We start from the raw sequence: 25,860 nt of genomic DNA on the forward strand, positions 1-25,860 counted from the left end.
CTCTTTTATACTCGCCGCTCAATAATATAGCGAGCGAATTCAGCAATTAGTCGGCTATTGTAGGGCAAATTCCCCAAGGCTGATAGTGCCTCTTTTAGTAGCGCTTCAGCCGTTGCTTTTGCCCCAGCTAATCCCAATAATTTAGGGTATGTACTCTTGTTGGAACGGGTATCGGAACCTTGTGGTTTGCCCAGTTCTTCGGTACTGGATGTGATATCCAGAATGTCATCTTGGACTTGAAATGCCAGTCCGATGGCATCAGCATAGGCCAATAGTTGCTGACGCTGTTGTGCATCTACGTTGGCAGCAATAACAGCTAATTGCACTGCACAGCGAATTAAGGCACCTGTTTTTAGACGGTGTAAGCGGGTCAGCTCACTCAGCGGGATTTCTTTATCTGTCGCCGCCAAATCCAGTGCTTGCCCGCCACACATGCCGAGATAGCCTGAGGCGTTGGCCAATGCCTTAATCATGAGGAGTTGCTGCTGGGCGCTGAAATCGCCAGTTTCTTGGCTGATCAGTTCGAACGCCAATGTCTGCAACGCATCCCCGGCGAGAATGGCTGTTGCCTCGTCAAATGCGACATGAACTGTTGGCTGGCCGCGCCGCAATTCATCATTGTCCATGGCGGGCAAATCATCGTGAATCAACGAATAGGCGTGGATACATTCAATGGCTGCGGCGCAATTATCTAAGCGCTCGGCAGCAACACCTAACATCTCTCCCACGGAATAGACCAAAAACGGGCGAACTCGTTTACCACCCAACAAGACACCGTAACGCATCGCTTCTTGTAATCGTGGTTCACTGACCGGCAGCGCGTCAAAAATTGCAGTAAGATGCTGATTAATACGTTGTTGGCAGCGATTGATGGCATCAGTTAACAATTACTCTTCCTCGACATCAAATGGACTCAGTGGCGCTTGTGCATCATCGGATAATAAGATGGCAACCTTTTGCTGCGCTTGCTCTAACTTATTTTGGCTACTGCGGACCAGATTAATTCCACGTTCAAATTGCTTGAGCGCATCATCCAGCGACACTTCACCCTGTTCGAGCTCAGTCACTATCTGTTCAAGTTGATTCAGGGATTCTTCAAAACTGAGATTCTCAGGTTTTTTAGCCACGTTGTTTTCCTTGGATTAACACTGCGGACAGAGTATACCAGCGATCCTCTTGCGGAATCGAGGCAGGGTCTGCAAAGGGGTCAGGTTAGGACTGGCGGCAGTTTTATCGGTTGACACGTTATAGCAGCGCTGGCGTAGGGTCAAATGCCAGCGCTGGTAATTTGCTCAAAAGCACGCTTTGCGACAAAAATATTTTCGCCCCGGAATAAAATCCCTCTAAACTTGCCTAAGTTTGGTCCGATAAACAGAAATAGAAGCCGTTGAAAAGCGTGACATTCCCTTTCCGTGGCTGTGTTTGGACAAGCGACAGCCAGTTTTCCGGATTTTGCATCATGATATCCTGCTGGTCGATGGGTGAGCGGATGGGACGACAGTACAGACTCGAGGAGCAACAGTGGATTTAGCAACCCTGATAGGCATTATTGGCGCATTTGGTGTGATGTTCTGGGCCATGGTCAGCGCTGGCGGTATTTCCGTTTACATTGACGTTCCTTCGGTATTAATTGTGTTCGTTGGCTCTATCTTTGTGGTGATGATGAAGTTCAATCTCAAGCAATATCTCGGTGCGATGAAGATTGCCGCCAAAGCCTTTATCTTCAAATTGGATAATCCAGAAGATCTAATTGAACAGTCGGTCACTATGGCAGATGCTGCCCGTAAAGGCGGTTTCCTGGCATTAGAAGAAGCCCAGATCTCTAATACCTTTATGCAGAAAGCTGTCGACATGCTGGTGGATGGGCATGATGGCGATGTTGTGCGAGAAGCGCTGGAAAAGGACATTGCACTGACCGAAGAGCGGCATAAATCCGGCATCGCTATCTTTAAGGCGTTTGGGGATGTTGGCCCGGCGATGGGGATGATTGGTACCTTAGTGGGGTTGGTGGCGATGTTGTCTAACATGGATGACCCTAAGTCAATCGGTCCCGCAATGGCTGTAGCCTTGCTGACCACCTTGTATGGTTCGCTGATGGCGAACCTGCTGGCACTGCCGATAGCTGACAAACTGGCGTTGCGTATGAGCGAAGAAATGCTTAATCGCAACCTGATTATGGATGCGGTATTGGCCATTCAGGATGGTCAGAACCCTCGCGTCATCGAGAGCTTCCTGAAAAACTATCTGGCTGAGAAGAAACGTAAGATAGAAACCACGAGCGGGGAATAGCGTCATGGCGAAGCAAAAGTGTCCTGACTGTCCACCCGCAGCACCGCCTTGGCTGGCAACCTTTTCTGATCTGATGTCATTGCTGATGTGCTTCTTTGTGCTGTTGCTGTCTTTTTCCGAGATGGACGTGCTTAAATTTAAGCAAATCGCTGGTTCAATGAAATATGCCTTTGGTGTCCAGAACAAAGTTGAAGTCAAGGATATTCCCAAGGGCACGTCGGTGATTGCGCTGGAGTTCCGCCCCGGGCGTCCGGATCCGTCACCGATAGAAGTGATTAACCAGCAAACTAATGAAATGACGCAGCCGACGTTGACCTTCCAGGCGGGTGACGATGAAAGCGCCGGTGGTATTCAGAAGCAGCGCGGTGACCAGCGTGGTGGTGAGTCAACGGCAACGGCACAGGAACAAGCCGAGGCCAAACGTACTCAAGAGTATGAAGCCACGCAAAAGCAGGTTAACGATCAAGCGAAAAAAATGGCAGAAAAGCTCAACAAGGAAATCGTTGATGGTGCCATCGAAATTGAGTCTTTGGGACAACAGATCATCATTCGCATCCGGGAAAAAGGCTCTTTTGCCTCCGGTTCAGGTTTTTTGCAGCCACAATTTAAACCGGTGATCCGGGCGATTGGTGAGTTACTGAAAGATGTGCCTGGCATAGTGACGGTATCCGGTAATACCGATGATATCCAGATCAGCAACGAGCTCTATCAGTCGAACTGGGATCTGTCAGCGCAAAGAGCCTTAGCGGTCGCGCACGAACTTATTCGGGTGAAAGGGTTTGATCCTGAACGCATGAAAGTGGAGGGCCTCGCTGATACCAATCCACTGGTGCCGAATGACAGTGCTGAACATCGTGCCCGTAATCGTCGGGTAGAGATTGCAATTGAACAAGGCAAAGCCAAGTTATCGGATGAACTTCAGGTCACGCCCAATCAAGCCCAATAGCAGTAACAACCAACCGGCACTTGGGCCGGTTGGTTGTTACTGGAAGACTTTTCCCGCGATGCTGGGACTGTTCCTGTCACTTTGCTATAATCCCGCGATTGCGTTTTTGACCTCGTTTTATGCTGCGGAAAATCCATGAAGTTTATCGTTAAGCTGTACCCCGAAATCATGATGAAGAGCAAGCCAGTACGTTTGCGCTTCACTAAAATGCTGGAATCTAATATCCGGAATGTACTGAAAAAAGTTGATGAAGGTGTCACTGTGGTAAGACAGTGGGACCGCATCATGGTCGGGGTACCACAGGACAAACCAGAACTGCTGGACAGTGTTGGCGAACGCCTGACTTGTATCCCAGGGATCGCGACTGTTGCGCGTGTAAATGAATACACCTTCGAAACAGTACACGATATCTATCTGCATACCTTGAAAGCCTTTGGCGATGACCTGGCAGGTAAGACCTTCTGTGTCCGGGTTAAGCGTAGCGGACATCATGATTTCACCTCTATTGACGTGGAAAAATATGTTGGCGGTGGACTGAATCAGCATACAGAAGCTGCCGGTGTAAAACTCAAGAACCCGGAGATCACTGTTAATCTGGAGATTAACAACGATAAGCTGTATCTGGTGGAGAAAAAAGTATCGGGTCTTGGTGGCTTCCCGATGGCGACTCAGGAAGATGTGTTGTCATTGATCTCTGGTGGTTTCGATTCCGGGGTGTCCAGCTTCCAGTTTATTAAGAAAGGGGCTCGTACCCATTACTGCTTTTTCAATCTCGGTGGTGCGCAGCATGAAATCGGCGTGAAGCAGGTGGCGCATCATTTGTGGCAAACCTATGGTGAATCCCATAGAGTTAAATTTGTCACCATTCCTTTTGAACCGGTAGTGGCAGAAATTTTGGAACGTATTGATAACGGCCTGATGGGGGTTATCTTGAAACGTTGCATGATGCGTGCGGCGAGTCGGGTGGCTGAACGCATGGGAATTCAAGCGTTAGTGACAGGCGAAAGTCTGGGGCAGGTGTCCAGTCAGACCCTGACTAACCTCAATGTGATTGACCGTTGTACCGATACCTTGATCCTGCGGCCACTTATTACCATGGATAAGCAAGATATCATCAATGAAAGCCGCAAAATTGGCACTGAAGACTTTGCTAAATCGATGCCAGAATATTGTGGTGTTATTTCTCAGCGGCCAACGGTAAAAGCAGTATTGGCAAAAGTAGAAGCTGAAGAACTTAAATTTTCTCCGGACATGCTGGATAAAGTCCTGGAAGCTGCGGAAGTGATTGATATCCGGGAGATACCAAAAACAATGGATACCAAAGTAACCGAAACAGAAACTGTCTCCAGCGTCGGCGCTGAGCAGGTGGTGCTGGATATCCGCGCCCCTGAAGAGGAAGAACGTCATCCATTGGCGGTGGCGGGCGCTGAGGTGCTTCATATTCCATTCTTTAAGTTATCCAGTGCATTTGCGGAGCTCGATAGCAGCAAGACTTACCTGCTTTATTGTGACCGCGGGGTAATGAGTAAACTGCAAGCCTTGTATTTATTGGAACAGGGCTATGACAATGTGAAGGTTTATCGACCTTAATTCGCTGTTCTGCAAACTGGCCGCATCAAGTGATGCGGCTTTTTTGTCGGCAATTCGGGGCCATAAAGTTGCTGAACTGTGCAGTTTCGGTGAATCCAGATAAAAATACTGGCACTCTCACATGATTAAATGTAACAATCTGGATTAGAAAAACTAATTAAAAATTTGGAATGGATGCTCATGTCAAAGCGACTTCCCCCGCTCAATGCCGTTAAAGCGTTTGAAGCTGCTGCTCGTCATCTCAGTTTTACCCGCGCAGCTGAGGAACTGTTTGTGACACAAGCGGCGGTTAGCCATCAGATTAAAGCATTGGAAGATTTTCTGGGGCTGAAATTGTTCCGCCGTAAGAATCGTTCGTTGTTGCTGACGGAAGAGGGACAGAGTTATTTTCTCGAAATCAAAGACATTTTTGGGCAATTAGCTGATGCCACCGACCGATTATTAGCGCGCAGTGCTATTGGCTCATTAACGGTCAGTATGCCGCCCAGTTTCGCGATTCAGTGGCTGGTACCCCGCTTGGCAAAATTCAGCGAGAAAAATCCGGATATTGATGTACGTATCAAGGCCGTTGACAGCGCCACTGATTCATTAGCCGATGATGTTGATGTCGCTATCTATTACGGTCAGGGTAATTGGCCGGGATTGCGCTCAGATAAATTGCGTAACGAAGTGTTGATCCCTGTGTGTTCGCCATTGTTACTCAAAGGTCCTAAGCCGTTAGAGAAACCCTCAGATCTGAAATTTCATACATTACTGCATGATATGAGTCGCCATGATTGGCAGGCTTGGTTCCGGCAATGTGGCGTCACGGACGTTAATGTAAATCAAGGGCCTATTTTCAGTCATTCTTCTCTGGTGTTGCAGGCCGCAGCTCATGGTCAGGGCGTGGCGCTGGGTTACAGCGTGCTAGCAAGACCGGACATCCTGGCCGGGCGGTTGGTATGTCCTTTCCAAGAAGTGTTGGTCAGCAAAGATGCTTACTATCTGGTGTGTCAGCAAAAACATGCTGAGCTTGGAAAAATAGTGGCGTTCCGGGAGTGGATGCTGGATATGTTTGCCGAGGAGTCCCGCAGTGAATTGTTACCCGGATAATTGGCGGGTAGATAAGGGCAATGCTGACAGCAACACTGTGGTGCTATTCGCCCATGGTGCTGGGACAGATATGGACAGCGAATTTATGGCGGCTATTGCTCAAGGTCTTGCCGCAAATGGCCCAGATGTTGTCCGGTTTAATTTCCCCTATATGGCAAAGTGCCGTCTTGATGGCAAACGGCGCCCACCAGATCGCGCACCGGCGTTACTGGAGAATTTCCGACAACAATTGCGATTAGTCACAGAACTATTTGCACCTGACCAGATAATACTGATGGGTAAGTCTATGGGCGGACGTATGGCAATCATGTTGGCCTCAGAAGATTTGCTGGCCGAGGTGCGCGGTGTAATCTGCTTGGGTTATCCATTTTTGCCTAAAGGTAAATTGTTGCCGCGATTGGAGCCACTGCAGCAATGTCGGCTACCATTAATGATTTTTCAGGGAGAACGCGATAGTTTTGGTGGTAAAGTCCAAATACCACAATGGCATTTGCCAACTTCGTTAAATCTCAATTTTGTTGATGATGGCGACCACAGCTTTGTTCCGCGAAAAGCTGCTGCTACCTCATTAGCAATGAATTATGCCAAAGTGATCGATGGATCACTGTCGTTTATCAGGAGTTTGTTATGAAAAAAGGCCTGTTTATGTTGGCCTCCAGCAGTGGTTTTTTAGCTGTGGCACTCGGGGCGTTTGCGGCTCATGGTCTGAAAGCGGTGACCACTCCAGAGCTGATTAAAATCTTTGATGTCGGCGTGGAATATCAGTTTTATCATACCTTTGCGCTGATCGCTGTGGCACTTGCCGGTAACTGGGTGAAATCGCCGTTGCTCGACTGGGCAGCGTGGTTATTTATCGCGGGTATCCTGCTGTTTTCGGGGTCGCTGTACCTGTATGCACTTACCGGGGTAAAGGTGCTCGGTATTATCACGCCAATGGGTGGTTTCTGTTTCTTAGTTGGTTGGGCGCTGTTAGCTTCCTCGATGTGGCGGCATCGTACAGACGATCTGTAATTGCCGAGTTCTGGTATACTTGGCGACTTTGCCAAATGGCTGGTTACAGGATTATCAATGAACAATCTGTTTTTGTTCTGTCGTGCAGGTTATGAAAAAGAGTGCGCGGCAGAAATTCAGGATCGCGCTGCCGAGTTGGGTGTCGCCGGATATGTCAAAGCAGCGGCTAACAATGCTTATGTTGTTTTTCAATGCTTTGCAGAAGGTGATGCGGATAAGCTCGGGCGTGAGTTACCGTTGGATACCTTGATTTTTGCCAGACAGATGTTCGTTTGTAGTGAACTACTGCAAGATTTGCCTGCGGACGACCGGGTATCGCCTATTGTGCAGGCGTTGTCTTCCATTGAAAAAGGCGGTGAACTCAGAGTTGAAACCCCTGATACCAACGAAGCCAAAGAACTGCTGACTTTCTGCCGTAAATTTACCGTCCCGCTGCGTGCCGCCTTAAAAAAGCAGGAGATACTCCTGGCCAGTGAAAACCAGCGACGGCCTATAGTGCATGTATGTTTTTTAGGCTCGGATAGCGCCTATGCCGGTTATTCCTATAGCAATAACAGCTCGCCATTTTTTATGGGGATCCCGCGCTTAAAGTTCCCTTCTGCCGCACCCAGTCGGTCTACCCTTAAGTTGGACGAAGCTTTCAATTATTTTATTGCGCCGCATGAGCAGGAAACGCGGTTACACAGTGGTATGAATGCTGTAGATCTTGGCGCCTGTCCCGGTGGTTGGACTTATCAGCTGGTACGCCGAGGTATGTTCGTTTCTGCAGTGGATAATGGGCCAATGGCTGACAGTCTGATGCAGACCGGGCAGGTGACTCATTACCGTGAAGACGGTTTCCGCTTTGAACCTAAGCGCAAGAATATCTATTGGCTGGTATGCGACATGGTGGAACAGCCGTCGCGGGTTGCTGAGTTAATGGAACACTGGGCTATCAATGGTTGGTTCCACGAGGCCATCTTTAACCTGAAACTGCCGATGAAAAGTCGCTATAAAGAAGTCAGTACGATTTTGCAGCGGATGGCGGAAGTACTGCAGGAAAATGGCTTTAATCGATTCCAAATACGCTGCAAACACTTATACCATGACCGCGATGAAGTGACCGTGCATCTGTATTTACGTCCTGGTAGTCACATTTAAGCGGCAAAATTAGCGGGAGCTAGCGGTAATGCCACTCCCGCTCTAGATATTCCATTTGCGATTTAGGCACCAGATTTTCCAATACTGCGGGCGGCAGCGGGTATTGCTGACAAATCCATTCGATATTGCAGTCCACAAAGCCTAAAAATTCACGGGTAACCATCAAACTGTATACTGCTTCGGTCAGTTGTTGATGATGCCATGCTTCTGTATGGCGTCTAAATTGATGGGCTTTATCTGACTGATAGGCTTCTAAAGCAGCCGTGAGGCGACGACCGGCTTTCCCGAGAGCGGTGGATTGCTCCTTGGCGATTTCCTTTTCGAGAACCGTCTGTTTGCTGCCGCGGAGCTGAGCAAGACTGGCTTTAAACACGTTGACTCCCTAAATTCGCGATTGCTACTTTTATCTTGAGCGCCAGCGCCGGTGAGATCAAGTCTACGTGACAAATCTGCATAACAAAAAGGGGACTAAGAAGCCCCCTTGTTAACTATAATTGCGGGTTACAGACGATCCAGTACCGCTTGTGTAAAATCAGTGGTGCCATGGCTGCCACCTAAATCACGGGTAGTGCGATCACCTTCTGCAATGACTGCAGAAACGGCGTTGCGGATCTGCGCTGCCTTATCCGACATTCCCAGATATTCCAGCATCTGTACTGAAGCCAAAATGACTGAGGTGGGGTTAGCAAGGTTTTTCCCGGCGATATCAGGAGCACTGCCATGTACAGCTTCAAAAATAGCGGCATTTTTACCGATATTGGCCCCAGGGGCCATGCCCAGACCACCTACTAAGCCCGCACACAGATCAGAGAGAATGTCACCAAACAGGTTAGTGGTAACAATCACATCGAAGTTCTCAGGGTTCATCACCAGCTTCATACAGGTGGCGTCAACAATCATCTCCTCTGTGATGATATCCGGATAACGCTGACTGATTTCACGGGCAGTTTTCAGGAACAGGCCAGAAGTCGACTTCATGATATTGGCTTTATGCACGATGGTGACTTTTTTCCGGCCTTCTTTGCGTGCCAGTTCATAAGCAAAGGTAGTGATCTGTTCCGCGCCCTGACGGGTAATGATGCTGGTGGCTTCAGCGGTTGAGCCATCTTCAGACACTTTCTGCCCATAACCCGAATACATCCCTTCGGTGTTCTCACGTACAGTGATGATGTCGATGTTTTCATAGCGTGCCTGGGTGCCTTTAAATGAAAGCACGGGACGCACATTGGCATAAAGACTAAATTTTTTACGCAGAGTAACGTTGATGGAGGTAAAGCCTTCGCCGACAGGAGTGGTTAGCGGACCTTTAAGCGTGATACGGTTTTTTTCGATTAAATCCAGCGTGCGCTGTGGCAGCAATTCACCGTACTTTTCCAAGGCTGCGAGGCCAGCATCGGCAAATTCATATTCAAAATCGCATCCTGCTTTATCTAAAATCTGTATAGCTGACTCAATAATACTTGGACCGATCCCGTCGCCGGGGATCACGGTTATGGTTCTTTTTGGCATGGAGAATCCTTCCACGGGTTAGCGTATAGACGAAAGTACAACCGCATGATGAACACGGATTGTGTCAGAAAATTCTGTGATATAGATCTCCTTTATTCTAAACACTTTTAAACACTTTTCACAGGGAATTAGTGAGCAAAACAGCGCCTTTTTATGTAGGCTAAACGTTACAAAATTTTTTACTTGGTGGCCAATGTTTGGCGATGTTACGCCGCCTTGACTGCCATCCTTTAGCGTATGGGGACGACATTGAAGTTTTCTACTATTGCTTCATTGCTGTTGACTGCTGGCCTGTCGTTGGCCGCACAGGCAAAGAATAATCTTACGTTGGAAGATGTGATGCACTTCCAGTCGATAACTGAACAAGTATTGGATCCGCAAGGTCGGATCTTAGCGTACAGCACCGCCCCGGACCGCGGTGATAGCCAGGGTTTTGTTAAACGGTTAGCGGATGGACAACAGTATCTGGTTGCGGGTGGTTCAGAGCCATCGGTCAGCAATGATGGTCGATATAGCGTGTTTACTGTTAAACCATCGTTGTTATCTACAGAACAAGCCTCCGCCAAAGCGCGCAAGAAGTTAAAAGCGGGGCTGGCGCTGATAGATAACCAGAGCGGTGAGATTCAGCATTTTGAGCGGGTTAAGTCCCATGCCTTTTCCGAGAATGGCAAGTACCTCGCCTTATGGTTCGATGAAGCTGAGACCAAAGAGGCCAAAACCGACACCGAAGATAAAACCCATAGTGCAACCGTAAGTGCTAAAGAGGCATTGTCGCCAAAGAAAACTGCGAAGGATGATGCCGGAACGCAATTTACCGTGGTTAATCTTGACAGCGGCAAATCACTGCAATTTGACTATATCACTGACTGGCGTTTTTCCTACGACAGCCGTTATCTGACATTGGCTCAGAACGATAGCGCCACAGCACTACATAAACTGCTGCTGGTGCGACTTGACAGTTTTAACCAGGCGGAACTGGTGAGCAGCAAAACCGAACAGATAGGTGCGGTCGCGCTGAGCCGAGATGCCAAGCATCTGGCGTATACTGCAGGCAACGCATTGGTTGTGGCTGCCGAACGGCCTTATCGTTTAGCACTGTATAGCCTTGATACCGGCAAATTTTCAACAGTTCAGGAAGCGACTAAAGATACTGATGGCTGGCTACTGAACCGCTATAGCCAATTGCAGTTCTCTGCCGATGGTCAGCGGCTGTTTTTCGGACGGGTACCGCAGATCAGTCAGCAATTTCATCTACCTAAAGTTGAAAACGAAGCGGATCTTTACAACGAGCAACTAATCACTGAGCAACGCGGGCTCAATATCTGGCACGGCGATGATCCGCTGATCAAGCCTAACGAAATCAAACAATATCCCAAAGAACTGAAGCGCACTTATCTGGCGGTGTTACATGTACAATCGGGCAGTGTGGTGCAACTGGCCGATACGCAAGTGCCAGATGTGACATTATCTGAGCATAAGCGCTTTTTGCTGGCGAGTTCGGATATTCCCTATCGCAAGATGATTACCTGGGCGGGCTTTTACCGAGATTTTTATCTGGTGGATATGAATACTGGCCACAAAACAATGGTGCTGACGCAGCAACCCAGTGACAGTGAACCAAGATATTCGCCAAACGGCCAATATCTTGCCTGGTATCAACAAGGTCAGATCTTCCTATATGACATTGCAGAAGGTCGCAAACTATCGCTAACGGCTAGCATTAAAACCCCATTTGCCAATGAAGATCATGATTATCCTTCAGTCGCTCCAGGTTACGGATTTGGCCCCTGGCTGGCAGATGACTCTGCCATTCTGGTGTACGACAAATATGATATCTGGCAGTTTGATACCACCAGCCATAACGGTTTCATGTTAACGGATGGCGAAGGCCGTAAGCAGCACATCAGTTTTCGTGTTGAAGCGACCCCGCAACCGGATAAGGCCTTCCAACCGACAATTGCTGACGGTGCGGCGATATTGCTGCAGGGTTACAGCGAACGTACCAAAGCTGATGCTTTTTATCGCGCCCAGATTGCTAAGGCTGGCGTTACATCACTGCTGAATGCGCCAGCAAAACTGCAAGTGCTCGCTCGGGCCAATAACGCCCATAAGATGGTGTTTAGTCAACAGCGTTATGATCTGTTCCCGGATCTTTATACCGCAGATGTGCTGGAACCGGCCAAGGCCATAAGGCAAACCGAGCTGGATCAGCAGCGGCAGAACTTGCCTTGGGGTAAAGCGGAATTGGTGCATTGGCGCGATGGTGATGGTCGTCTGCTGGATGGCGTGGTAATCAAGCCACCTCATTATCAGAAGGGAAAGCGTTACCCGGTGATGGTTTACTACTACCGCTTTATGAGCGATCGCTTGTTTGCCTTCCCGGATATGAAAATCAATCACCGCCCCAATTTTGCCTGGTATAGCGCAGATGATTATGTGATTTTCCTGCCCGATATTCGCTTTGAAATTGGCTACCCCGGTAGCAGCTCTGTTAAAGCCTTGACCGCTGGCGTACAAAAGCTGATTGAACTGGGAATTGCTGATCCTGATGCTATCGGTTTACAGGGCCATTCCTGGAGTGGTTATCAGACCGCATTTGATATCACGCAAACGAATATTTTCAAAGCTGCCGTGGCGGGAGCACCGGTAAGCAACATGACCAGTGCCTACAGTGGCATCCGGTTAGGCACCGGGCTTGCCCGTCAGTTCCAATACGAAGCCGGGCAGAGCCGTATTGGCGAAAGTTTGATGCAGGCACCGCAGAAATATATCGAAAACTCGCCGGTATTTTACGTTGACCGAATTCATACCCCATTGTTAATCATGTTCGGTGATCGCGATGACGCGGTACCTTGGGAGCAGGGGATTGAGCTGTATCTGGCGATGCGCCGTGCGGGTAAAGAAGTGATTATGCTGCAGTATAATGATGAACCTCATCATTTGAAGAAGTATCCCAATAAGCTGGATTACACCATCAGAATGAAGCAGTTTTTCGATCATTATCTGAAAGGGCGGCAGGCGCCTGAATGGATGATGCACGGCGAACCCTATCGGGAACCGGCGAAAGAAGAGTGAAAAAAGGGGCGGTTGCCCCTTTTTCTTATCAAATTTAAACCACTTCCTATGGAAGTGGTGAGCGTTTACTTTGACAACTGTTGGCTGCCGTTATTAGTGGCTTCGCTGTGGCCGTTTATGAGCGCATTGTTATCTGTATCTGTCGCTGATTTTAGATATTGCTGATAGGTGTCTTCACCCCATGCAATTAAACGATCATTGCGAAACAGCAGCGGTGTACATTCATCCTTGGTGGTTGCACCATCGGGTTTAGTCTGATGTGTTCTATAAAACAGGATGTTGAGTGCTTGACCTTGGCTGAGTTTGGCTTCGCTAAAATCAGGACGTCCCATCATGGTGATAATTTCTTCGCCAGATTGTCCCAATTTTATTTCGGTGAGTTTTTCTTGATTATACGCCTGACGATCTTCCCAACTCATATCGTCTGGATTAGGTTCGTACACCAGCACAATCACCGCAACAAATGCCATATACGCCAAAAACAGGGTACCAATAACCACCGGGATTTTACTTTTCATTCGTTATCCTTAAAGCTATTAGTTAAATATTAACATATTGATATTAATGGTAATAATTTTAGCTGTTCTGCGGGGCCCAACGATACTGACTCAGATTGAGATGAAGCTCTAAATCGGTACGCAGCTTTGCCAGGCGATAACTCAGACGCGCCATATCGTAACCTGAGCGTAATTTTTCTGCTTGCTTCTGACCCAGCTTATCCAAGGCATTATAGATATTGGCCAATGAACGAAAACTTTTCAGCAGTTCGGCAGCGGATTTCGGACCAATGCCCGGAATGCCCGGGATACGGTTACCACTATCGCCGCTCAGCGCCATGAAATCCAACAGTTGATGGCGCCCAATACCGAGTTTTTGTTCCAGAGCCTCAATATCCAGCCAGCTGTTAGCAAAGTGATCCCACTGTTGCACACCTTTGAACTGTAGTTGACTGAAACCTTTATCCGTAGACACAATAATTGCCTCGCCATCATACTGACAGATTTTATAGGCGAGTGTCGCTATCACATCATCGGCTTCAGCTTCAGCGTTTACCGAGTGCATATTCGCTGTCGCCAGCAGCTGTTTTAGCTGAGGCAAGTAATCCGCCAGCATTACTGGCATGGGTTTTCGTCCCTTTTTGTAGTCAGGGTAGAGTTGTTTACGCCAGGATTCCTGTTCTCCATCCCAGACGATAGCAAGATGGCTTGGTTGGTGATGTCGACATAATTTCTGGCAAGCATTGAGTGTCCGCTGTGCTAAGCCGGCCAGATCCTGTTCATCTGGCTGCGCCGCATAAAGGCGGCGCACCAGATTCATGCCATCAATGATCAGTAGTCGATTCACTGGCAGACCTTGTAACAGGGAACGTAGGTACTTCCGGGCAACTTCATGCGACCCTGCTGCACAAATGCCGCCAGCAATTTATCAATCATCGACATCAAGGTTTTGTCGCCCTTGAGACAAAACGGTCCTTGTTGTTCGATGCTCATAATGGTGTCGCGCTTAACATTGCCGGCAACAATACCAGAAAACGCTTTGCGCAGGTTTGCCGCTAGACGGGCTTTGTCTAGTTGGAAGTGTAAATCCAGCTGTTCCATCGCTGCGTGTGTAGGCACAAAGGGAAGCTGGAAATCCGCATCAATCTTCAGGCCCCACTGATATTGGTAGGCATCACCGGTTGTTTTACGGTGTTCCCTGACCTCGTCCATCCCATAACGCATTTTGCGAGCGGCGGCCGCCGGATCATCAATGATGATCTGATAACGGCTCTGTGCTTCCTTACCGAGTGTGGCACCGATAAAGGCGTCAATTTCCGCAAAATATTCGGCGCTGCCAGCTGGGCCGGTCAACACTAAGGGGAACGGAATGTCTTTATTCTGTTCATGCAAGAGAATACCCAGCAGGTACAACAGTTCCTCTGCAGTTCCCGGACCGCCAGGAAATATCAAGATGCCATGCCCCATCCGCACAAAGGCTTCCAGACGTTTTTCAATATCCGGCATGATCACTAATTCATTAACGATTTGGTTTGGTGGCTCGGCAGCGATAATTCCGGGTTCGGTGATACCGATATAACGGGCGTCGTGGATCCGTTGCTTCGCGTGACCGATGGCTGCGCCTTTCATCGGCCCTTTCATGGCACCTGGGCCGCAACCGGTGCAGATATCCAGTTTTCTAAGCCCGAGCTGATAGCCAACTTCTTTGGTGTATTTATATTCATACTCACTGATGCTGTGGCCACCCCAACACACAACGACATTGGGCTCATGCGCAGGGGAGATGACGCGGGCATTACGCAGAATATCGAACACCACATTGGTGATGTGATCCGGATTGCTGAAATCCAGATGAGTGACATGACTGTATTTGTTACTGACGTAAATAATATCGCGTAAAACGGCAAACAGATGTTCCTGGATCCCCACAATAATTTGGTCATCGACGAAGGCACAGGCCGGAGGGTTGTGCAGTTCCAGTTTTACCCCGCGTTCACGCCGGACCACATTGATTTCAAAATCATCGAATTGCTTGAACAATGCCCGGGCATCATCTGTTTCTGAACCGGAGGCCAGCACTGCCAACGAACAGTTGCGATATAACTGATACAGTTCGCTTTGTGAGCTCTGTTTGAGTAGTTCTACTTCCAGTTGCGACAGCTGATCCATGCTGCCTCTGGGGTTTACTTTGACAATCATCATGACTCCTACACCGGGATGTCATCATGAAGATTAATCGATAATGACGCGATCCCGGCTTTCGTGTTTGGCTTTATAGAGCGCTGCATCGGCACGTTCAAAGGTGTCGAGAATGTGCTCGCCGTTGAGCACTTGCGCTGCGCCGATTGATAATGTAACTGTAATGCGCTGATTTTTAAATTTAAACGGAATATTTTTAATTTTCTCACGAACCCGATTCAAAAGTTGTGCGATGTCATTTGCCGATACATCAGGGATCAGCAGGACAAATTCTTCACCGCCATAGCGGGCGACAAATTCAGTATCGCGCAGCGAGTTTTTCAATGCCATCGCAATGACCTGAAGGGTTTTATCACCGGTACTATGGCCAAAACTGTCGTTGATCTGTTTGAAATGGTCGATGTCAGCTACGGCAACCCACAGAGTACTGTTATTGTGTTGGAAGCGGCGGAACTCCTGGTCCATGCGTTCATCCAGCGCCGCGCGGTTAGGTAACTGAGTGAGGCTATCCAGTTGATTAATTTTTTGCTGTTCACACAGCCGTTCTCGATAAGATAAGGTCTCAGCTGAAAGATCTGCCAACTCTTTGCGTAGAGTATTCACCGATTTTTGGAGCAACGCCATTTCACGCTGTTCTAGGGCTTCCTTTCGCGCCAGACGGTTCTGGATTTCAGCGAGATGTTCTGTGACTTTCTGCTTCAGCTGTGAAATCTCATCGATTTCATTGAGGCTGTTCAGGACATTATTGACCTGATTGTTAATTTCACCGTTAAGCTGCTGTTTCAGTTGCTGGCTGTGTTGAGTCTGACTAAACGACTCACTCACGATATCCCGTACGGATGTCAGCGCGTCATTGAGTGTCTGCAGAAACTCCTGTGAGGTGGCTTTTTCTCGGGCAATGTTTTCTAACAACAATCGGAGAATGGTCTGATAAGCTTCAAGCAGCGTTTCAACCTGCAACGAATCTGACGCCAGAATATCCTTCAGCCGTAACACCTGTTCCCGCTGCGCCTTAGGAAACTCAATATCCGATATCAGCTGTGCCAGCTCATAGGATAGCTGTCTGTGTATTGGCAGAATAATTAAGGGTTCATCTTGAACATTCTGCAGCAGTGCTTGTTCGTAATAGCTGATCAGTTGCTCAACTTTGGGAATGTAGTCCCATAACGAGTGGAATGGCTTGCTGAGTTCCTGACGAAAGATACTGATTTCACGCGACAGTTTTTCTGGAATGTGTTTAATGCGCAGCAGCTCACGACTGAAATTAGTGAGGCCAGAGCGCCCTTGTTCCAGCTTACCCATCACATGGTGATATTGGCTTTTCAGCAGTCGCTCAATTTCAGGAAGTTCAGGCAACACCTCATCCAGATGCTCGAAGTTGCCCATATTGACGCGTAGCTTAGCGAGCTTGTTATCAAGCTCGAGATTCTGACCTTTGCAGGCCAGACTCATTTGGGTAATAAACTGGGTCAGCGCTATTAGTTTGCTGTTGCGATCATCATTGATTTCTTCTAATGCCACTTTGGTGGCCTGTAATTTTTGTTTCAACAGACCTATTTGTGACATTTCAGAACTATCGTCATTCATTCCTGTTGAGTTCCCTAGGCATCGGAAATTCTGCGTGTTTAGCGAGCGTCAAAATATAGACGCTTTGCTCATCGCTAATGTTATAGCAAATGCTTGTGTCTGCAAATGATCTAATATATTTGCCTCTTTAGTTTTGACAGCTAGATCAAATAACGTCGCGATAGTCTGATGTTGCGCTCATCAACGGTTCGGGCCATTGGATGTCGCTCTTGTTTCCATTGGTTTCCACTCGGATAAAACCACGTTCGATACTTTTCTGTAGTTGCAGGTAGAGTGGATTGGAAAAAATACCGGACGGGGTAAAGTCCAATGCCGATAAACTGACGTAGTGATTTTGATGTCGCGGCAAGCTCAGACTGCCTGCGAGCGCTAATTGCAGTGTTTCAAATAAAATAACGGGAGGTAACTGAATATCCGTATCTGGGAGTAACGGCAGCCCAAGAAACCCCAAATTGTAGTTTAGCGGCTGCCCATTCCAGCTGAGTTCTTGCAGTCGCTGCATGATCTCTTTGGCACTGGTGGCTTCAGCAAAAGTCAGTGCAAACAGGCCTGGTCGAATACTGTAAACATTCGCTTGAGCCAGATGCCGTAATTTATGAAGCAGACTGTGTTGTTTATTGCAGGTTTGGTGATGACCATACCTCAGATCATGGTCGAAATCGCTGGCAATACCGAGTAAGGCGATTGCATGGCAATTGCCTTGTTGAAGTTGCTGACAGAAGCCGCGATAGCCGGGTAAGGCGGTCACTGGTTCCAAGACGCTTAACGCCAGTAACTCCTGCAGCTGCCGTTGACTGTGGTATCGGCGTCGTAGCAGATACAAGCAATAGCTACCGCTAATAATCAATAGAATTAGCACCGTGATGATAAAATAGTCACGGGTATTTAGCATCTCACGCTGTTGCCGCATCTGTTGTTGCATTTCTGTCAGTTTCAACAACAATTGCTGTTCGTTAAGTTCGCTGACGTTGTTGTTTTCTTGTCGGCTTTTTTGCTGTTCCAACAGTGTTTGCTTCAAGGAAATAATTTTATCTTGCAAGCCAATGACTGCTTGCTCCTCTCCTTTGGCTTTTAAGGCGTTGACTTGATATTCCAAGGCTTCGGCTAATTCACTATTAAGTTTCAGCTTTTGGGCTAATACTTCGGCATTACGAGCATGTTCCAGAACCAGATCCCAAGTGTTACTGGCGCTGGCAACTTGTGCGATGAGCAGTTCATTATAGATAAGATAGTGATCACTTTTGCGGTCGCGAAATATTTTGTTAGCCTGGTATAAGTAATCCAGCGCGTTTTGGGTATTTCCTAATTTGAAATACGCTTCACCAAGATTATGGAAGTTAAGCCCTTGCGCGGTAAAATTCTGTAGCCGGGCATCAATCTGTTGGGCATTTAAGTAGTAATCAATGGCTTTGTTCCATTTCCCCTGGTTAGCATAGATGGTGGCAATGACCGTCATACTGTTGGATAGATAAATGTCCAATTTCAACGCTTTAAATGAATCAATGGCCTGATAAATATAATTGAGTGCGTCGTCCCATTGCTGAAGATCCCGGTACAGCTTGGCGAGATTAAACTGCAAGATTGCTTTTTGATAAGGCTTATTGATTTTTGCCGCAATGCGGTAGGCTTCGGTGTAGTGCTCTAACGCGCGGTTCAACTGGCCTTGATCGCGAAAATATTTACCCAGTTTGGTTTCCGCTTCAGCAATCAGATAGTCATCACGTAGGCGATAGGCAATATCTTTCAATTGTGTGAGATTGTTTAAGGCCGCCTGTGATTTCTTGGTCATTAAATTAACGATGCCTAGGTCTTCATAAATCACATATTTCAGCAGCATCGCTCGCTGATCATTGTCATCAGCAATTAATGATAACGCATCATTATTCGATTGAATGGTGGCGTTATAGTCCTGATTAACCACGCCTTGAAATCGACCTTCAAGATTCAATAATGCGGCATTTTCATCGTCGCCTTGCACCACCTTTTGCAACATATCGATCAGGTGTTTCGCATCTGATTGTTTACTGCTTTTATGAATTTGAATATTCAGATTCAAGCGTGCTAACAACACCATATTAAAAATCATTTGCTCGGGACTGAGCTGTAATGCTTTTGCCTGAGCGGTTAACTCTTCTCGGCTATTAAGCTGTAAATTGGTTGGAATTTCAGCGGCGATTTTTTCGTAAAGCGCGTGTGGTGATTCTCTAAATGCAACTTCTGCCTCATGGGAGTCGTCAGCAAAAACATTTGATATCCAACAACTTAAAAAAAGCACTAATGCAGTCGTCCAGAAACGCATGTCACTTCGCCTCAAAGTGAAAGGAATATTTTAATTGTTAGTTTTTATGTGGAACTACTGAGTCAGCCTTTATCCGTTGTTATAATCGACGACTTATATACCAACAATAACCTATATACCAACAATAATTAAGGAAGGAATTACGAGTGAAAATCAGCGGTTTGTCAATGCTGTCGTTAACCTCGTTACTGACATTGGGGATCTGGTCTCATGCGATTGCTGAGGTGCATTATCAGATAGATTTATCCACGCCGGAACATCATATGGCGAAAGTGCGCGCGGTGTTTCCGCAAACCCGTGCCGGTGACTTTACGGTAAATCTGCCGGTTTGGCGTACCGGGCGTTACGAAGTGTTGCCTTTAGCTGATGGTGTGCGCTTGTTTGAAGCGCGGGATGCGACTGGAAAGTTATTACCCTGGCAACGAACGGCAACCGGTGAATGGCAGGTGACATTGGCTCAACCGACGAATGTCACCATTTCCTATCAGTTGTACGCAAATGAGCTCGGCAAGCGAGTGCGCCATATCGATGCAACACATGCATTTTTGGATGCCAGTGGCGTATTTATGTATAGCCCCGAGTTCCGTCAGCAACCGCTGACAGTTGCGTTGAAAGTCCCGGAGAACTGGAACAGCTATTCAGGCTTAACTCGTGTTGCTAAGCAGCAGTTTACCGCAGCGAATTATGATGTATTAGTCGATTCACCGATTGAAACCGGGATTAGTCAACAACGCAGTTTTGCTGCCGATGGTAAACATTATCAATTGGTGATTTGGGGCGAGGGCAATTATAACCCGGAGCAGATTGTCAGTGATTTGCAAAAGGTAACCGCAGCATCTCAGACTATCTGGGATGGATATCCCTTCGATAATTATCTGTTTATGGTCCATGCGACTAATGGTGCGCGTGGGGCGACAGAGCATATCAATTCTACTGTCATTCAAACGCCGCGTTTTAATTTTCGCGAGCGCAAAGATTACCTGCGGTTCATTAGTACTGCCGCTCACGAATTTATCCATACCTGGAACGTCAAGGCTTATCGTCCGGCGGGTTTGGTGCCTTACCGTTATCAACAGGAAAATATGACGCCTTTGCTATGGATGGCAGAAGGTTCCACCAGTTATTTCCAGAATCAGTTGTTACTGCGAGCTGGCGTTATGACAGCGCAAGAGTTTCTGGAAGATCTGGCAAAGCGCATTGACGCGAATCAGCATAATCCTGGGCGGGGAATTCAATCGGTCGCAGCTTCCAGTCTTAATCAGTGGACCAGCACTGGTGGCGATTATGCGACTAATAACAGTGTGAATATCTATGCTGAAGGCTATATGGCGTCACTGGCATTGGATTTTTCACTGCTGCAAGAGACCCATCTAAACGCCTCTTATCGTGATGTCCATAAGCGCTTGTATCGGGAGTTTCGACTCCCTAAAGGTTACAGCGTGAATGATGTGCAATTGATACTGAAGCAGCTCTCCGGCCGAGATTACCATGACTGGTGGCAACAACATGTCGATTCGCCGATGACTCTGGATTTTCCGTCATTGTTGGCGCATGCAGGATTACAACTCAACTACGGAAAAGACAGCAAGGTAGAACCTTATCTTGGTATCACTTTAGGGGATGGATTACAGCTTAGTCGAGTTGCCAAGGACAGTCCTGCATGGCAGGCAGGCGTTGGCGCCGGTGATGAATTGGTTGCTGTTAATGGGCTTAAGGTCACTGCTGATGGGTTCAATAAGCGAATTAATGACTTTAAAGTCGGTGATACGATTACGCTGACCTTGTTCAGTAACGATACTTTAGTGACGCGTCAGGTTGTTCTCGGGGCACAACCCTCAGGAAAACTGCAACTGCAGTCGTTAAAAAAAGTCTCTCATAACCAAAAAGCCTTTTTCAAAGCCTGGCTAGGCATTGACTGGCCGTTTGATGATAAAGGCAATTTCAAATCGCTAAGCTGATATCTCGGCGTGATTCCACCATTAAAAAGGCGCCAATAGCGCCTTTTTAATGGTGGATACTGCGTAACCGTTACGTCAGAGCGCCGCGTCGTCCAGACCGCCCAGCGCATTTACCAAGGCTAAAACCAGGGCCAGCACTTCTCCGCTCATTAACGCAAAATCAGCATCTGCTTTAGCGGCAGGATCTTCTCCGGCAACATCATCTGTCTGCGCCCGGAATTCTTCGGCAAATTTCAGCCGCTTGACACTGGCATCTGCCTGCAACACGAATGCAATAGACTGCTCAAAGTGCAAGGCTAACTTGTGTACCTGCTTACCGGTTTCCAGGTGGGCGAGAACTTCCTCTTCAGCCAGATCCTGTTGTTTGAATCTGACAATGCCACCTTCTTCGGTGGCCGCTTTCAGTTCGGCTTCGTCCTGAATATCAAAAGGTGCGGGAGCATGACCCTGCTTCAGCCATTCGGTTAACTGCAATTCAATCGGAGTTTTCACTGTTACCGGTACCACTGGCAGTGAGCCCAGTGCTTTGCGCAATAGTGCCAATAGTTCTTCCGCTTTATTGGCGCTGGAACTATCTACCAGCAGCAGTTGCTGCTCAGGTAACAATAATGCATGGATTTGGCTGCGGCGCGAAAAAGCTCGAGGCAACAGCGTACTGGTAATGTCTTCTTTCAGTGCTTCTTTTTCTTTCTTAGTGATTTTACGATTTTCTTCGTTTTCCAGTTTGCTGACCTGTTCATCAAGGGCTTCTCTGATCACCTGAGATGGCAGGATCTTTTCTTCTTTGGTCGCACAAATCAGATGCCGGTTATTGGCACTATGCACTAAGTTCTGTCCAAGTTTCCCCAGGGCATTGCTGAACCCGAACTTGCTGATGTCCTGACTTGAGCAGGGCGTAAATGGGTAACCCGCTAATGCTTGCTCCAGTGATTCTGGAGTAACGGTAAACGGCTTATTGAAACGATAAAGCGTGAGATTTTTAAACCACATGACAACAGCTCTGAGAAAAATAAAGCCGCAGTGTAAGCCAACATTTGCTGGCGGTAAACCTTAGCGGTAGCACAAGTTTTAGTCAATAAAACAGATTTAATCAAAATGTCACAAAGCCGCTGATTTCCTTGGAAGTCGCGGCAATTATGGGTTTGATGGGGATCAGAAATACTGCGAAATTGACTGTCACATAGACGCGAAAAAAATGAAATAAATCTGCAACAAGGCCACTGCACACTTGCGCTCGTTCCAAACCAATAACCCAGACGAGAGAACGTCGAAAGGAAAGAATGATGAACGCATTTTGCAAAACCCTACTCGCTACTGCTATCGCTACCGCTTCCATTGCTTCTGCTCAAGCAGCTGATCCGTTGACAGTTTATGGTAAGTTGAATGTGACTGTTCAAAACAATGACGAAAGCGGTGCTGATTCGGTGACTTCTGTTCAAAGTAACGCCTCTCGTTTTGGCGTTAAAGGTGATTACGACCTGGGTAATTCACTGACAGCTTTCTACACCGTTGAATATGAAGTAGCGACAGACAGTTCTTCTAGCACTAACTTTAAAGCCCGTAACCAATTTGTGGGGGTGAAGGGCGATTTTGGTGCGATCTCTGTTGGCCGTAACGATACTTTAATGAAGGGTTCTCAGGGACATGTTGATCAGTTTAATGATTTAATTGGTGACCTTAAATATCTGTTTAAGGGGGATAACCGTATGGCTCAAACCGTAACTTATCTGAGCCCGGCAATGGGCGAAGTGCGTTTCGGCGCGACTTATGTTGCCGATGCCGATGCTTCTCAAAACGGCGACAACGGTTTTTCATCTGCGCTGATGTATGGTGATGCCAGTCTTAAGAGAACTGCCGTTTACGCAGCAATCGCTTATGACTCAAAAGTCAGTGGCTATGACGTGTTGCGTGCAACTATGCAAGCCAAAATGGGCGACTTCAAACTGGGTGGTATGTACCAGCAGCAGGAAAAATCTGAGGGTGATAGCAACAGCATTAATGGTTATTTAGTAAGTGCTGCATATGATGTTAATGCTGTGACTCTGAAAGCTCAGTATCAGGATATGGACGATACTGGTAGCGGCTGGTCAGTTGGCGCTGATTACAAACTGGCTAAACCTACCAAGTTATTTGCTTTCTACACTAGCCGCTCAATGGATGTGAATACCGATCGTGATAACTACATTGGTATCGGTCTGGAACACAAGTTCTAAGACTTAGGTATAGAATATTTAAATGAAAGCCAGTCATGTGACTGGCTTTTTGCTGGTTGTAAAACCTGTATGACACTTACGCTACTGTAGTTTTGGATCTACGCTGAGATCCCCAATAAAACTGCCGAGCTGATGGCTTTTATGACACAATAGTGGCAGTTTATGTTGAGTTGTGACTGCGTTTCATAATTTTGTCACAAAACTGACCAATAATAGCTACGTGTTAATTCACTGACAGAAACGCTTATGACTGCAAGGATTTTGATTGTCGAAGATGAGCTGGCCATTCGTGAAATGCTCACCTTTGTGATGGAACAACATGGCTTTGTTGCCAGCAGTGCAGAGGATTTCGATTCTGCCATGGCACAGCTACAGGAACCCTATCCAGATCTGATCCTGCTGGATTGGATGTTTCCGGGAGGCAGTGGCATCCAATTCGCCAAGTCTCTCAAGCAAGATGAATTTACCCGCACTATTCCCATTATTATGCTCACCGCCAGAGGCGAAGAGGAAGATAAAGTCAAAGGACTGGAAGTCGGGGCCGATGACTATATTACCAAGCCGTTTTCACCCAAAGAGCTGGTGGCGCGCATTAAAGCCGTATTACGGCGCGCTGCTCCGACGCGATTAGAAGACATGATTGAGGTGCAGGGGCTGACATTGGATCCCGTCAGTCACCGGGTTTCTGTGGGCGAGTCTGTACTGGATATGGGACCGACAGAGTTTCGATTGCTGCACTTTTTTATGACTCACCCCGAACGTGTTTATAGCCGCGAACAGTTGTTAGACAATGTTTGGGGCACCAACGTTTATGTAGAAGATCGCACCGTCGATGTGCATATTCGCCGTTTGCGTAAAGCCATCGAGCCTTCAGGTCATGATCGGTTGATTCAGACCGTACGTGGCGCAGGTTATCGCTTCTCGACCCGTAGCTGACCATTCTGAGATGGGCACATCGCGTTTTTTGCGCTATCTTGTGCCCCATCTGGCTGAATTCAGGGCCTTCTTTTATGTTTGACGCTTATTCCGGATATCGGCTGTTCTCGCGACTCGTGCTGTATCTGTTGAGTTGTCTGTTGCTTGGATTGGTCTTTGGCCATGTGCTAGAAGTGCTTTGCCTCGGCGCCTTTCTGATGTTGGCCTGGCACTATCGACAGCTGATGCGTCTTAACTATTGGTTGTGGAAAGATCGCCGCTTAACCCCCCCTCAGGGCAGTGGCAGTTGGGAAGGCGTATTCAACGGTATTTACCGTCTGCAGGGAAAAAATCGTAAACGTATTAGTCAGTTAGCTGGATTGCTGGGGCGCTTTCGACAAGGTGCCGAGGCATTGCCGGATGCGGCGGTAGTGCTGGATTCGAGTCTCAATATTCTCTGGTGTAACAAGCTTGCCCAACTGATGTTAGGGTTGGTGTGGCCGCAGGATAATGGGCAACGGGTTGATAATCTGATCCGCCATCCGGATTTTTCTTCTTACCTCAAGAAAGGCCATTTCCAAGAACCTCTTGAACTTCCTTCTCCTGTTTCTGAAAAACGCTTACTGGAACTGCGGTTGATGGCGTATGGCGATCGACAACTGTTATTAATTGCCAGAGATATCACCCGCGTCAGGCAGCTGGAAGGCATGCGTAAGGATTTTGTGGCTAACGTTTCTCATGAATTGAAAACGCCACTCACGGTGTTGCAGGGTTATCTGGAAATGATGGAAAGCATGGCGGATGCGAAAGACCCTAATCTCAAAGCATTGCAGTTGATGCAACAGCAAACTGGCCGTATGCAGTCGATGGTAGAGCAACTGCTAATGTTGTCGCGAATTGAAGACGCCGCTGAAATCAATCTGGAAAATGTGGTTGATATGAATAAGATGTTGGCGGTATTGCGGACTGAGGCTGAAGCTTTGTCCCGTGGTCGCTATCAGCTGACGTTTGAATTTGACGGCCAACTAGATGTGCACGGCAATGAGTTGCAATTGCGCAGTGCTTGTTCAAACCTGATCTCTAATGCCATTCGCTACACAGAGCCTGGCGGCACAATTGTCATCAGTTGGAAGAAGGTGGCTACCGGCGCCATGTTCAGTGTGAAAGATTCTGGGATCGGTATTCCACCGCAGCATATCGCACGTTTGACTGAACGGTTTTACCGCGTTGATAGCGCCCGTTCGCGTCAGACTGGCGGTTCAGGTTTAGGATTAGCCATTGTGAAGCATGCGTTGAGCCATCACCACAGTGAGTTGCTGGTGATGAGTGAACCCGGCAAGGGCAGTACCTTCAGTTTTGTTATTCCGCAGCATTTGCTGGCACTCTCACCAAAATAAACCAAAATTATTAGAGTTAGCAATCTAGTTTAATTTCTTTCTTATTGAATCTATTAAATTATTTATATTTCAGTGATGATGCTGGTTGTCATGTAACTGTCATCAAAAAGTCATAGACTGTTCACCGAGTCAATCAATACTGA

Annotated in this window: 22 protein-coding genes; 12 read left to right on the forward strand and 10 right to left on the reverse strand. The window is 47.5% G+C overall.

The window, feature by feature from the left end:
- Positions 1-5: 5 nt before the first annotated feature.
- Together ispA and xseB are read right to left on the reverse strand one after the other, a co-directional pair.
- The gene (ispA, locus tag PY479_RS09530; protein WP_212593915.1) at positions 6-887 is read right to left on the reverse strand and encodes a (2E,6E)-farnesyl diphosphate synthase; all 882 of its coding nucleotides are present in this window, start codon (positions 885-887) and stop codon (positions 6-8) included.
- A complete protein-coding gene (xseB, locus tag PY479_RS09535; protein WP_212593914.1) occupies positions 888-1,127 on the reverse strand; it encodes an exodeoxyribonuclease VII small subunit in 240 nt (79 codons plus the stop codon).
- Between the two features lie 394 nt (positions 1,128-1,521).
- On the opposite strand from xseB, the gene pomA reads away from it, so the two are divergent.
- The 7 genes from pomA to rlmM all read left to right on the forward strand — a co-directional run bounded on the left by pomA (position 1,522) and on the right by rlmM (position 8,068).
- Positions 1,522-2,289 (forward strand): flagellar motor protein PomA, encoded by a 768-nt coding sequence (gene pomA, locus PY479_RS09540; RefSeq protein WP_275483608.1) that lies wholly within the window; start codon positions 1,522-1,524, stop codon positions 2,287-2,289.
- A 4-nt stretch (positions 2,290-2,293) separates the two neighbouring features.
- The gene (locus PY479_RS09545) at positions 2,294-3,235 is read left to right on the forward strand and encodes a flagellar motor protein MotB (RefSeq protein WP_275483609.1); all 942 of its coding nucleotides are present in this window, start codon (positions 2,294-2,296) and stop codon (positions 3,233-3,235) included.
- Positions 3,236-3,370: 135 nt separating this feature from the next.
- The gene (gene thiI, locus PY479_RS09550; RefSeq protein ID WP_275483610.1) at positions 3,371-4,825 is read left to right on the forward strand and encodes a tRNA uracil 4-sulfurtransferase ThiI; all 1,455 of its coding nucleotides are present in this window, start codon (positions 3,371-3,373) and stop codon (positions 4,823-4,825) included.
- A 180-nt stretch (positions 4,826-5,005) separates the two neighbouring features.
- Positions 5,006-5,917 (forward strand): transcriptional regulator GcvA, encoded by a 912-nt coding sequence (locus PY479_RS09555; protein ID WP_212593910.1) that lies wholly within the window; start codon positions 5,006-5,008, stop codon positions 5,915-5,917.
- On the forward strand, positions 5,898-6,548 hold the full coding sequence (locus PY479_RS09560) for an alpha/beta fold hydrolase (protein WP_275483611.1): 651 nt from the start codon (positions 5,898-5,900) through the stop codon (positions 6,546-6,548). Before PY479_RS09555 ends, PY479_RS09560 begins: the two co-directional genes overlap by 20 nt.
- Positions 6,545-6,928 (forward strand): DUF423 domain-containing protein, encoded by a 384-nt coding sequence (locus PY479_RS09565; RefSeq protein WP_275483612.1) that lies wholly within the window; start codon positions 6,545-6,547, stop codon positions 6,926-6,928. Before PY479_RS09560 ends, PY479_RS09565 begins: the two co-directional genes overlap by 4 nt.
- A gap of 57 nt (positions 6,929-6,985) precedes the next feature.
- Positions 6,986-8,068 (forward strand): 23S rRNA (cytidine(2498)-2'-O)-methyltransferase RlmM, encoded by a 1,083-nt coding sequence (gene rlmM, locus PY479_RS09570; RefSeq protein ID WP_275483613.1) that lies wholly within the window; start codon positions 6,986-6,988, stop codon positions 8,066-8,068.
- A 19-nt stretch (positions 8,069-8,087) separates the two neighbouring features.
- Here the strand turns inward: rlmM and PY479_RS09575 are convergent, their stop codons facing one another.
- Both PY479_RS09575 and PY479_RS09580 read right to left on the reverse strand, forming a co-directional pair.
- On the reverse strand, positions 8,088-8,441 hold the full coding sequence (locus tag PY479_RS09575; protein ID WP_275483614.1) for a hypothetical protein: 354 nt from the start codon (positions 8,439-8,441) through the stop codon (positions 8,088-8,090).
- A gap of 128 nt (positions 8,442-8,569) precedes the next feature.
- A complete protein-coding gene (locus PY479_RS09580; RefSeq protein ID WP_275483615.1) occupies positions 8,570-9,577 on the reverse strand; it encodes an isocitrate dehydrogenase in 1,008 nt (335 codons plus the stop codon).
- A gap of 249 nt (positions 9,578-9,826) precedes the next feature.
- Here PY479_RS09580 and PY479_RS09585 point away from each other — a divergent pair, with 249 nt between their 5' ends.
- Positions 9,827-12,652 carry a prolyl oligopeptidase family serine peptidase gene (locus PY479_RS09585; protein WP_275483616.1) on the forward strand — a complete coding sequence of 942 codons (2,826 nt, stop codon included), beginning with the start codon at positions 9,827-9,829 and terminating at the stop codon, positions 12,650-12,652.
- Between the two features lie 65 nt (positions 12,653-12,717).
- Here the strand turns inward: PY479_RS09585 and PY479_RS09590 are convergent, their stop codons facing one another.
- The 5 genes from PY479_RS09590 to PY479_RS09610 form a co-directional block, all read right to left on the reverse strand.
- Entirely contained in the window at positions 12,718-13,170 is a 453-nt protein-coding gene (locus PY479_RS09590; RefSeq protein WP_275483617.1) for a DUF3192 domain-containing protein, read from the reverse strand.
- Positions 13,171-13,228: 58 nt separating this feature from the next.
- Complete coding sequence (gene xni, locus PY479_RS09595) at positions 13,229-13,996, reverse strand: flap endonuclease Xni (RefSeq protein ID WP_275483618.1); 768 nt, start codon at positions 13,994-13,996, stop codon at positions 13,229-13,231.
- On the reverse strand, positions 13,993-15,348 hold the full coding sequence (ppnN, locus tag PY479_RS09600; protein ID WP_212596628.1) for a nucleotide 5'-monophosphate nucleosidase PpnN: 1,356 nt from the start codon (positions 15,346-15,348) through the stop codon (positions 13,993-13,995). The genes xni and ppnN overlap by 4 nt, the downstream gene beginning before the upstream one ends.
- A 33-nt stretch (positions 15,349-15,381) precedes the next feature.
- Positions 15,382-16,935, reverse strand: coding sequence for a GGDEF domain-containing protein (locus PY479_RS09605; protein ID WP_212593902.1), 1,554 nt, complete (start codon positions 16,933-16,935; stop codon positions 15,382-15,384).
- A gap of 145 nt (positions 16,936-17,080) precedes the next feature.
- Entirely contained in the window at positions 17,081-19,234 is a 2,154-nt protein-coding gene (locus tag PY479_RS09610) for a tetratricopeptide repeat protein (RefSeq protein WP_275483619.1), read from the reverse strand.
- Positions 19,235-19,380: 146 nt separating this feature from the next.
- Here PY479_RS09610 and PY479_RS09615 point away from each other — a divergent pair, with 146 nt between their 5' ends.
- Positions 19,381-21,192 (forward strand): PDZ domain-containing protein, encoded by a 1,812-nt coding sequence (locus PY479_RS09615; protein WP_275483620.1) that lies wholly within the window; start codon positions 19,381-19,383, stop codon positions 21,190-21,192.
- A 75-nt stretch (positions 21,193-21,267) separates the two neighbouring features.
- Here the strand turns inward: PY479_RS09615 and rdgC are convergent, their stop codons facing one another.
- On the reverse strand, positions 21,268-22,182 hold the full coding sequence (gene rdgC / locus PY479_RS09620; RefSeq protein ID WP_212593899.1) for a recombination-associated protein RdgC: 915 nt from the start codon (positions 22,180-22,182) through the stop codon (positions 21,268-21,270).
- A 290-nt stretch (positions 22,183-22,472) separates the two neighbouring features.
- Between rdgC and PY479_RS09625 the strand changes: the two genes are divergently transcribed.
- The 3 genes from PY479_RS09625 to phoR all read left to right on the forward strand — a co-directional run bounded on the left by PY479_RS09625 (position 22,473) and on the right by phoR (position 25,717).
- Positions 22,473-23,405 (forward strand): porin, encoded by a 933-nt coding sequence (locus PY479_RS09625; RefSeq protein ID WP_212593898.1) that lies wholly within the window; start codon positions 22,473-22,475, stop codon positions 23,403-23,405.
- A gap of 246 nt (positions 23,406-23,651) precedes the next feature.
- Positions 23,652-24,341 carry a phosphate regulon transcriptional regulator PhoB gene (gene phoB, locus PY479_RS09630; RefSeq protein ID WP_212593897.1) on the forward strand — a complete coding sequence of 230 codons (690 nt, stop codon included), beginning with the start codon at positions 23,652-23,654 and terminating at the stop codon, positions 24,339-24,341.
- 74 nt (positions 24,342-24,415) lie between these two features.
- Positions 24,416-25,717, forward strand: a complete 1,302-nt coding sequence (gene phoR / locus PY479_RS09635) for a phosphate regulon sensor histidine kinase PhoR (protein ID WP_212593896.1) — start codon at positions 24,416-24,418, stop codon at positions 25,715-25,717.
- The last annotated feature ends 143 nt before the right edge of the window (positions 25,718-25,860 follow it).

This window comes from Shewanella sp. A32, assembly GCF_029167175.1.
Lineage (GTDB): Bacteria > Pseudomonadota > Gammaproteobacteria > Enterobacterales > Shewanellaceae > Shewanella > Shewanella yunxiaonensis.

What these genes read in the sequence shown, in the direction of transcription:
- PY479_RS09545 (WP_275483609.1), top strand. Translation starts at nt 2,294, where the DNA reads ATGGCGAAGCAAAAGTGTCCTGACTGTCCACCCGCAGCACCGCCTTGG.
- thiI (WP_275483610.1), top strand. Translation starts at nt 3,371, where the DNA reads ATGAAGTTTATCGTTAAGCTGTACCCCGAAATCATGATGAAGAGCAAG.
- PY479_RS09555 (WP_212593910.1), top strand. Translation starts at nt 5,006, where the DNA reads ATGTCAAAGCGACTTCCCCCGCTCAATGCCGTTAAAGCGTTTGAAGCT.
- PY479_RS09565 (WP_275483612.1), top strand. Translation starts at nt 6,545, where the DNA reads ATGAAAAAAGGCCTGTTTATGTTGGCCTCCAGCAGTGGTTTTTTAGCT.
- rlmM (WP_275483613.1), top strand. Translation starts at nt 6,986, where the DNA reads ATGAACAATCTGTTTTTGTTCTGTCGTGCAGGTTATGAAAAAGAGTGC.
- PY479_RS09580 (WP_275483615.1), bottom strand. Translation starts at nt 9,577, where the DNA reads ATGCCAAAAAGAACCATAACCGTGATCCCCGGCGACGGGATCGGTCCA.
- PY479_RS09590 (WP_275483617.1), bottom strand. Translation starts at nt 13,170, where the DNA reads ATGAAAAGTAAAATCCCGGTGGTTATTGGTACCCTGTTTTTGGCGTAT.
- ppnN (WP_212596628.1), bottom strand. Translation starts at nt 15,348, where the DNA reads ATGATTGTCAAAGTAAACCCCAGAGGCAGCATGGATCAGCTGTCGCAA.
- PY479_RS09605 (WP_212593902.1), bottom strand. Translation starts at nt 16,935, where the DNA reads ATGAATGACGATAGTTCTGAAATGTCACAAATAGGTCTGTTGAAACAA.
- PY479_RS09610 (WP_275483619.1), bottom strand. Translation starts at nt 19,234, where the DNA reads ATGCGTTTCTGGACGACTGCATTAGTGCTTTTTTTAAGTTGTTGGATA.
- rdgC (WP_212593899.1), bottom strand. Translation starts at nt 22,182, where the DNA reads ATGTGGTTTAAAAATCTCACGCTTTATCGTTTCAATAAGCCGTTTACC.
- PY479_RS09625 (WP_212593898.1), top strand. Translation starts at nt 22,473, where the DNA reads ATGATGAACGCATTTTGCAAAACCCTACTCGCTACTGCTATCGCTACC.
- phoB (WP_212593897.1), top strand. Translation starts at nt 23,652, where the DNA reads ATGACTGCAAGGATTTTGATTGTCGAAGATGAGCTGGCCATTCGTGAA.
- phoR (WP_212593896.1), top strand. Translation starts at nt 24,416, where the DNA reads ATGTTTGACGCTTATTCCGGATATCGGCTGTTCTCGCGACTCGTGCTG.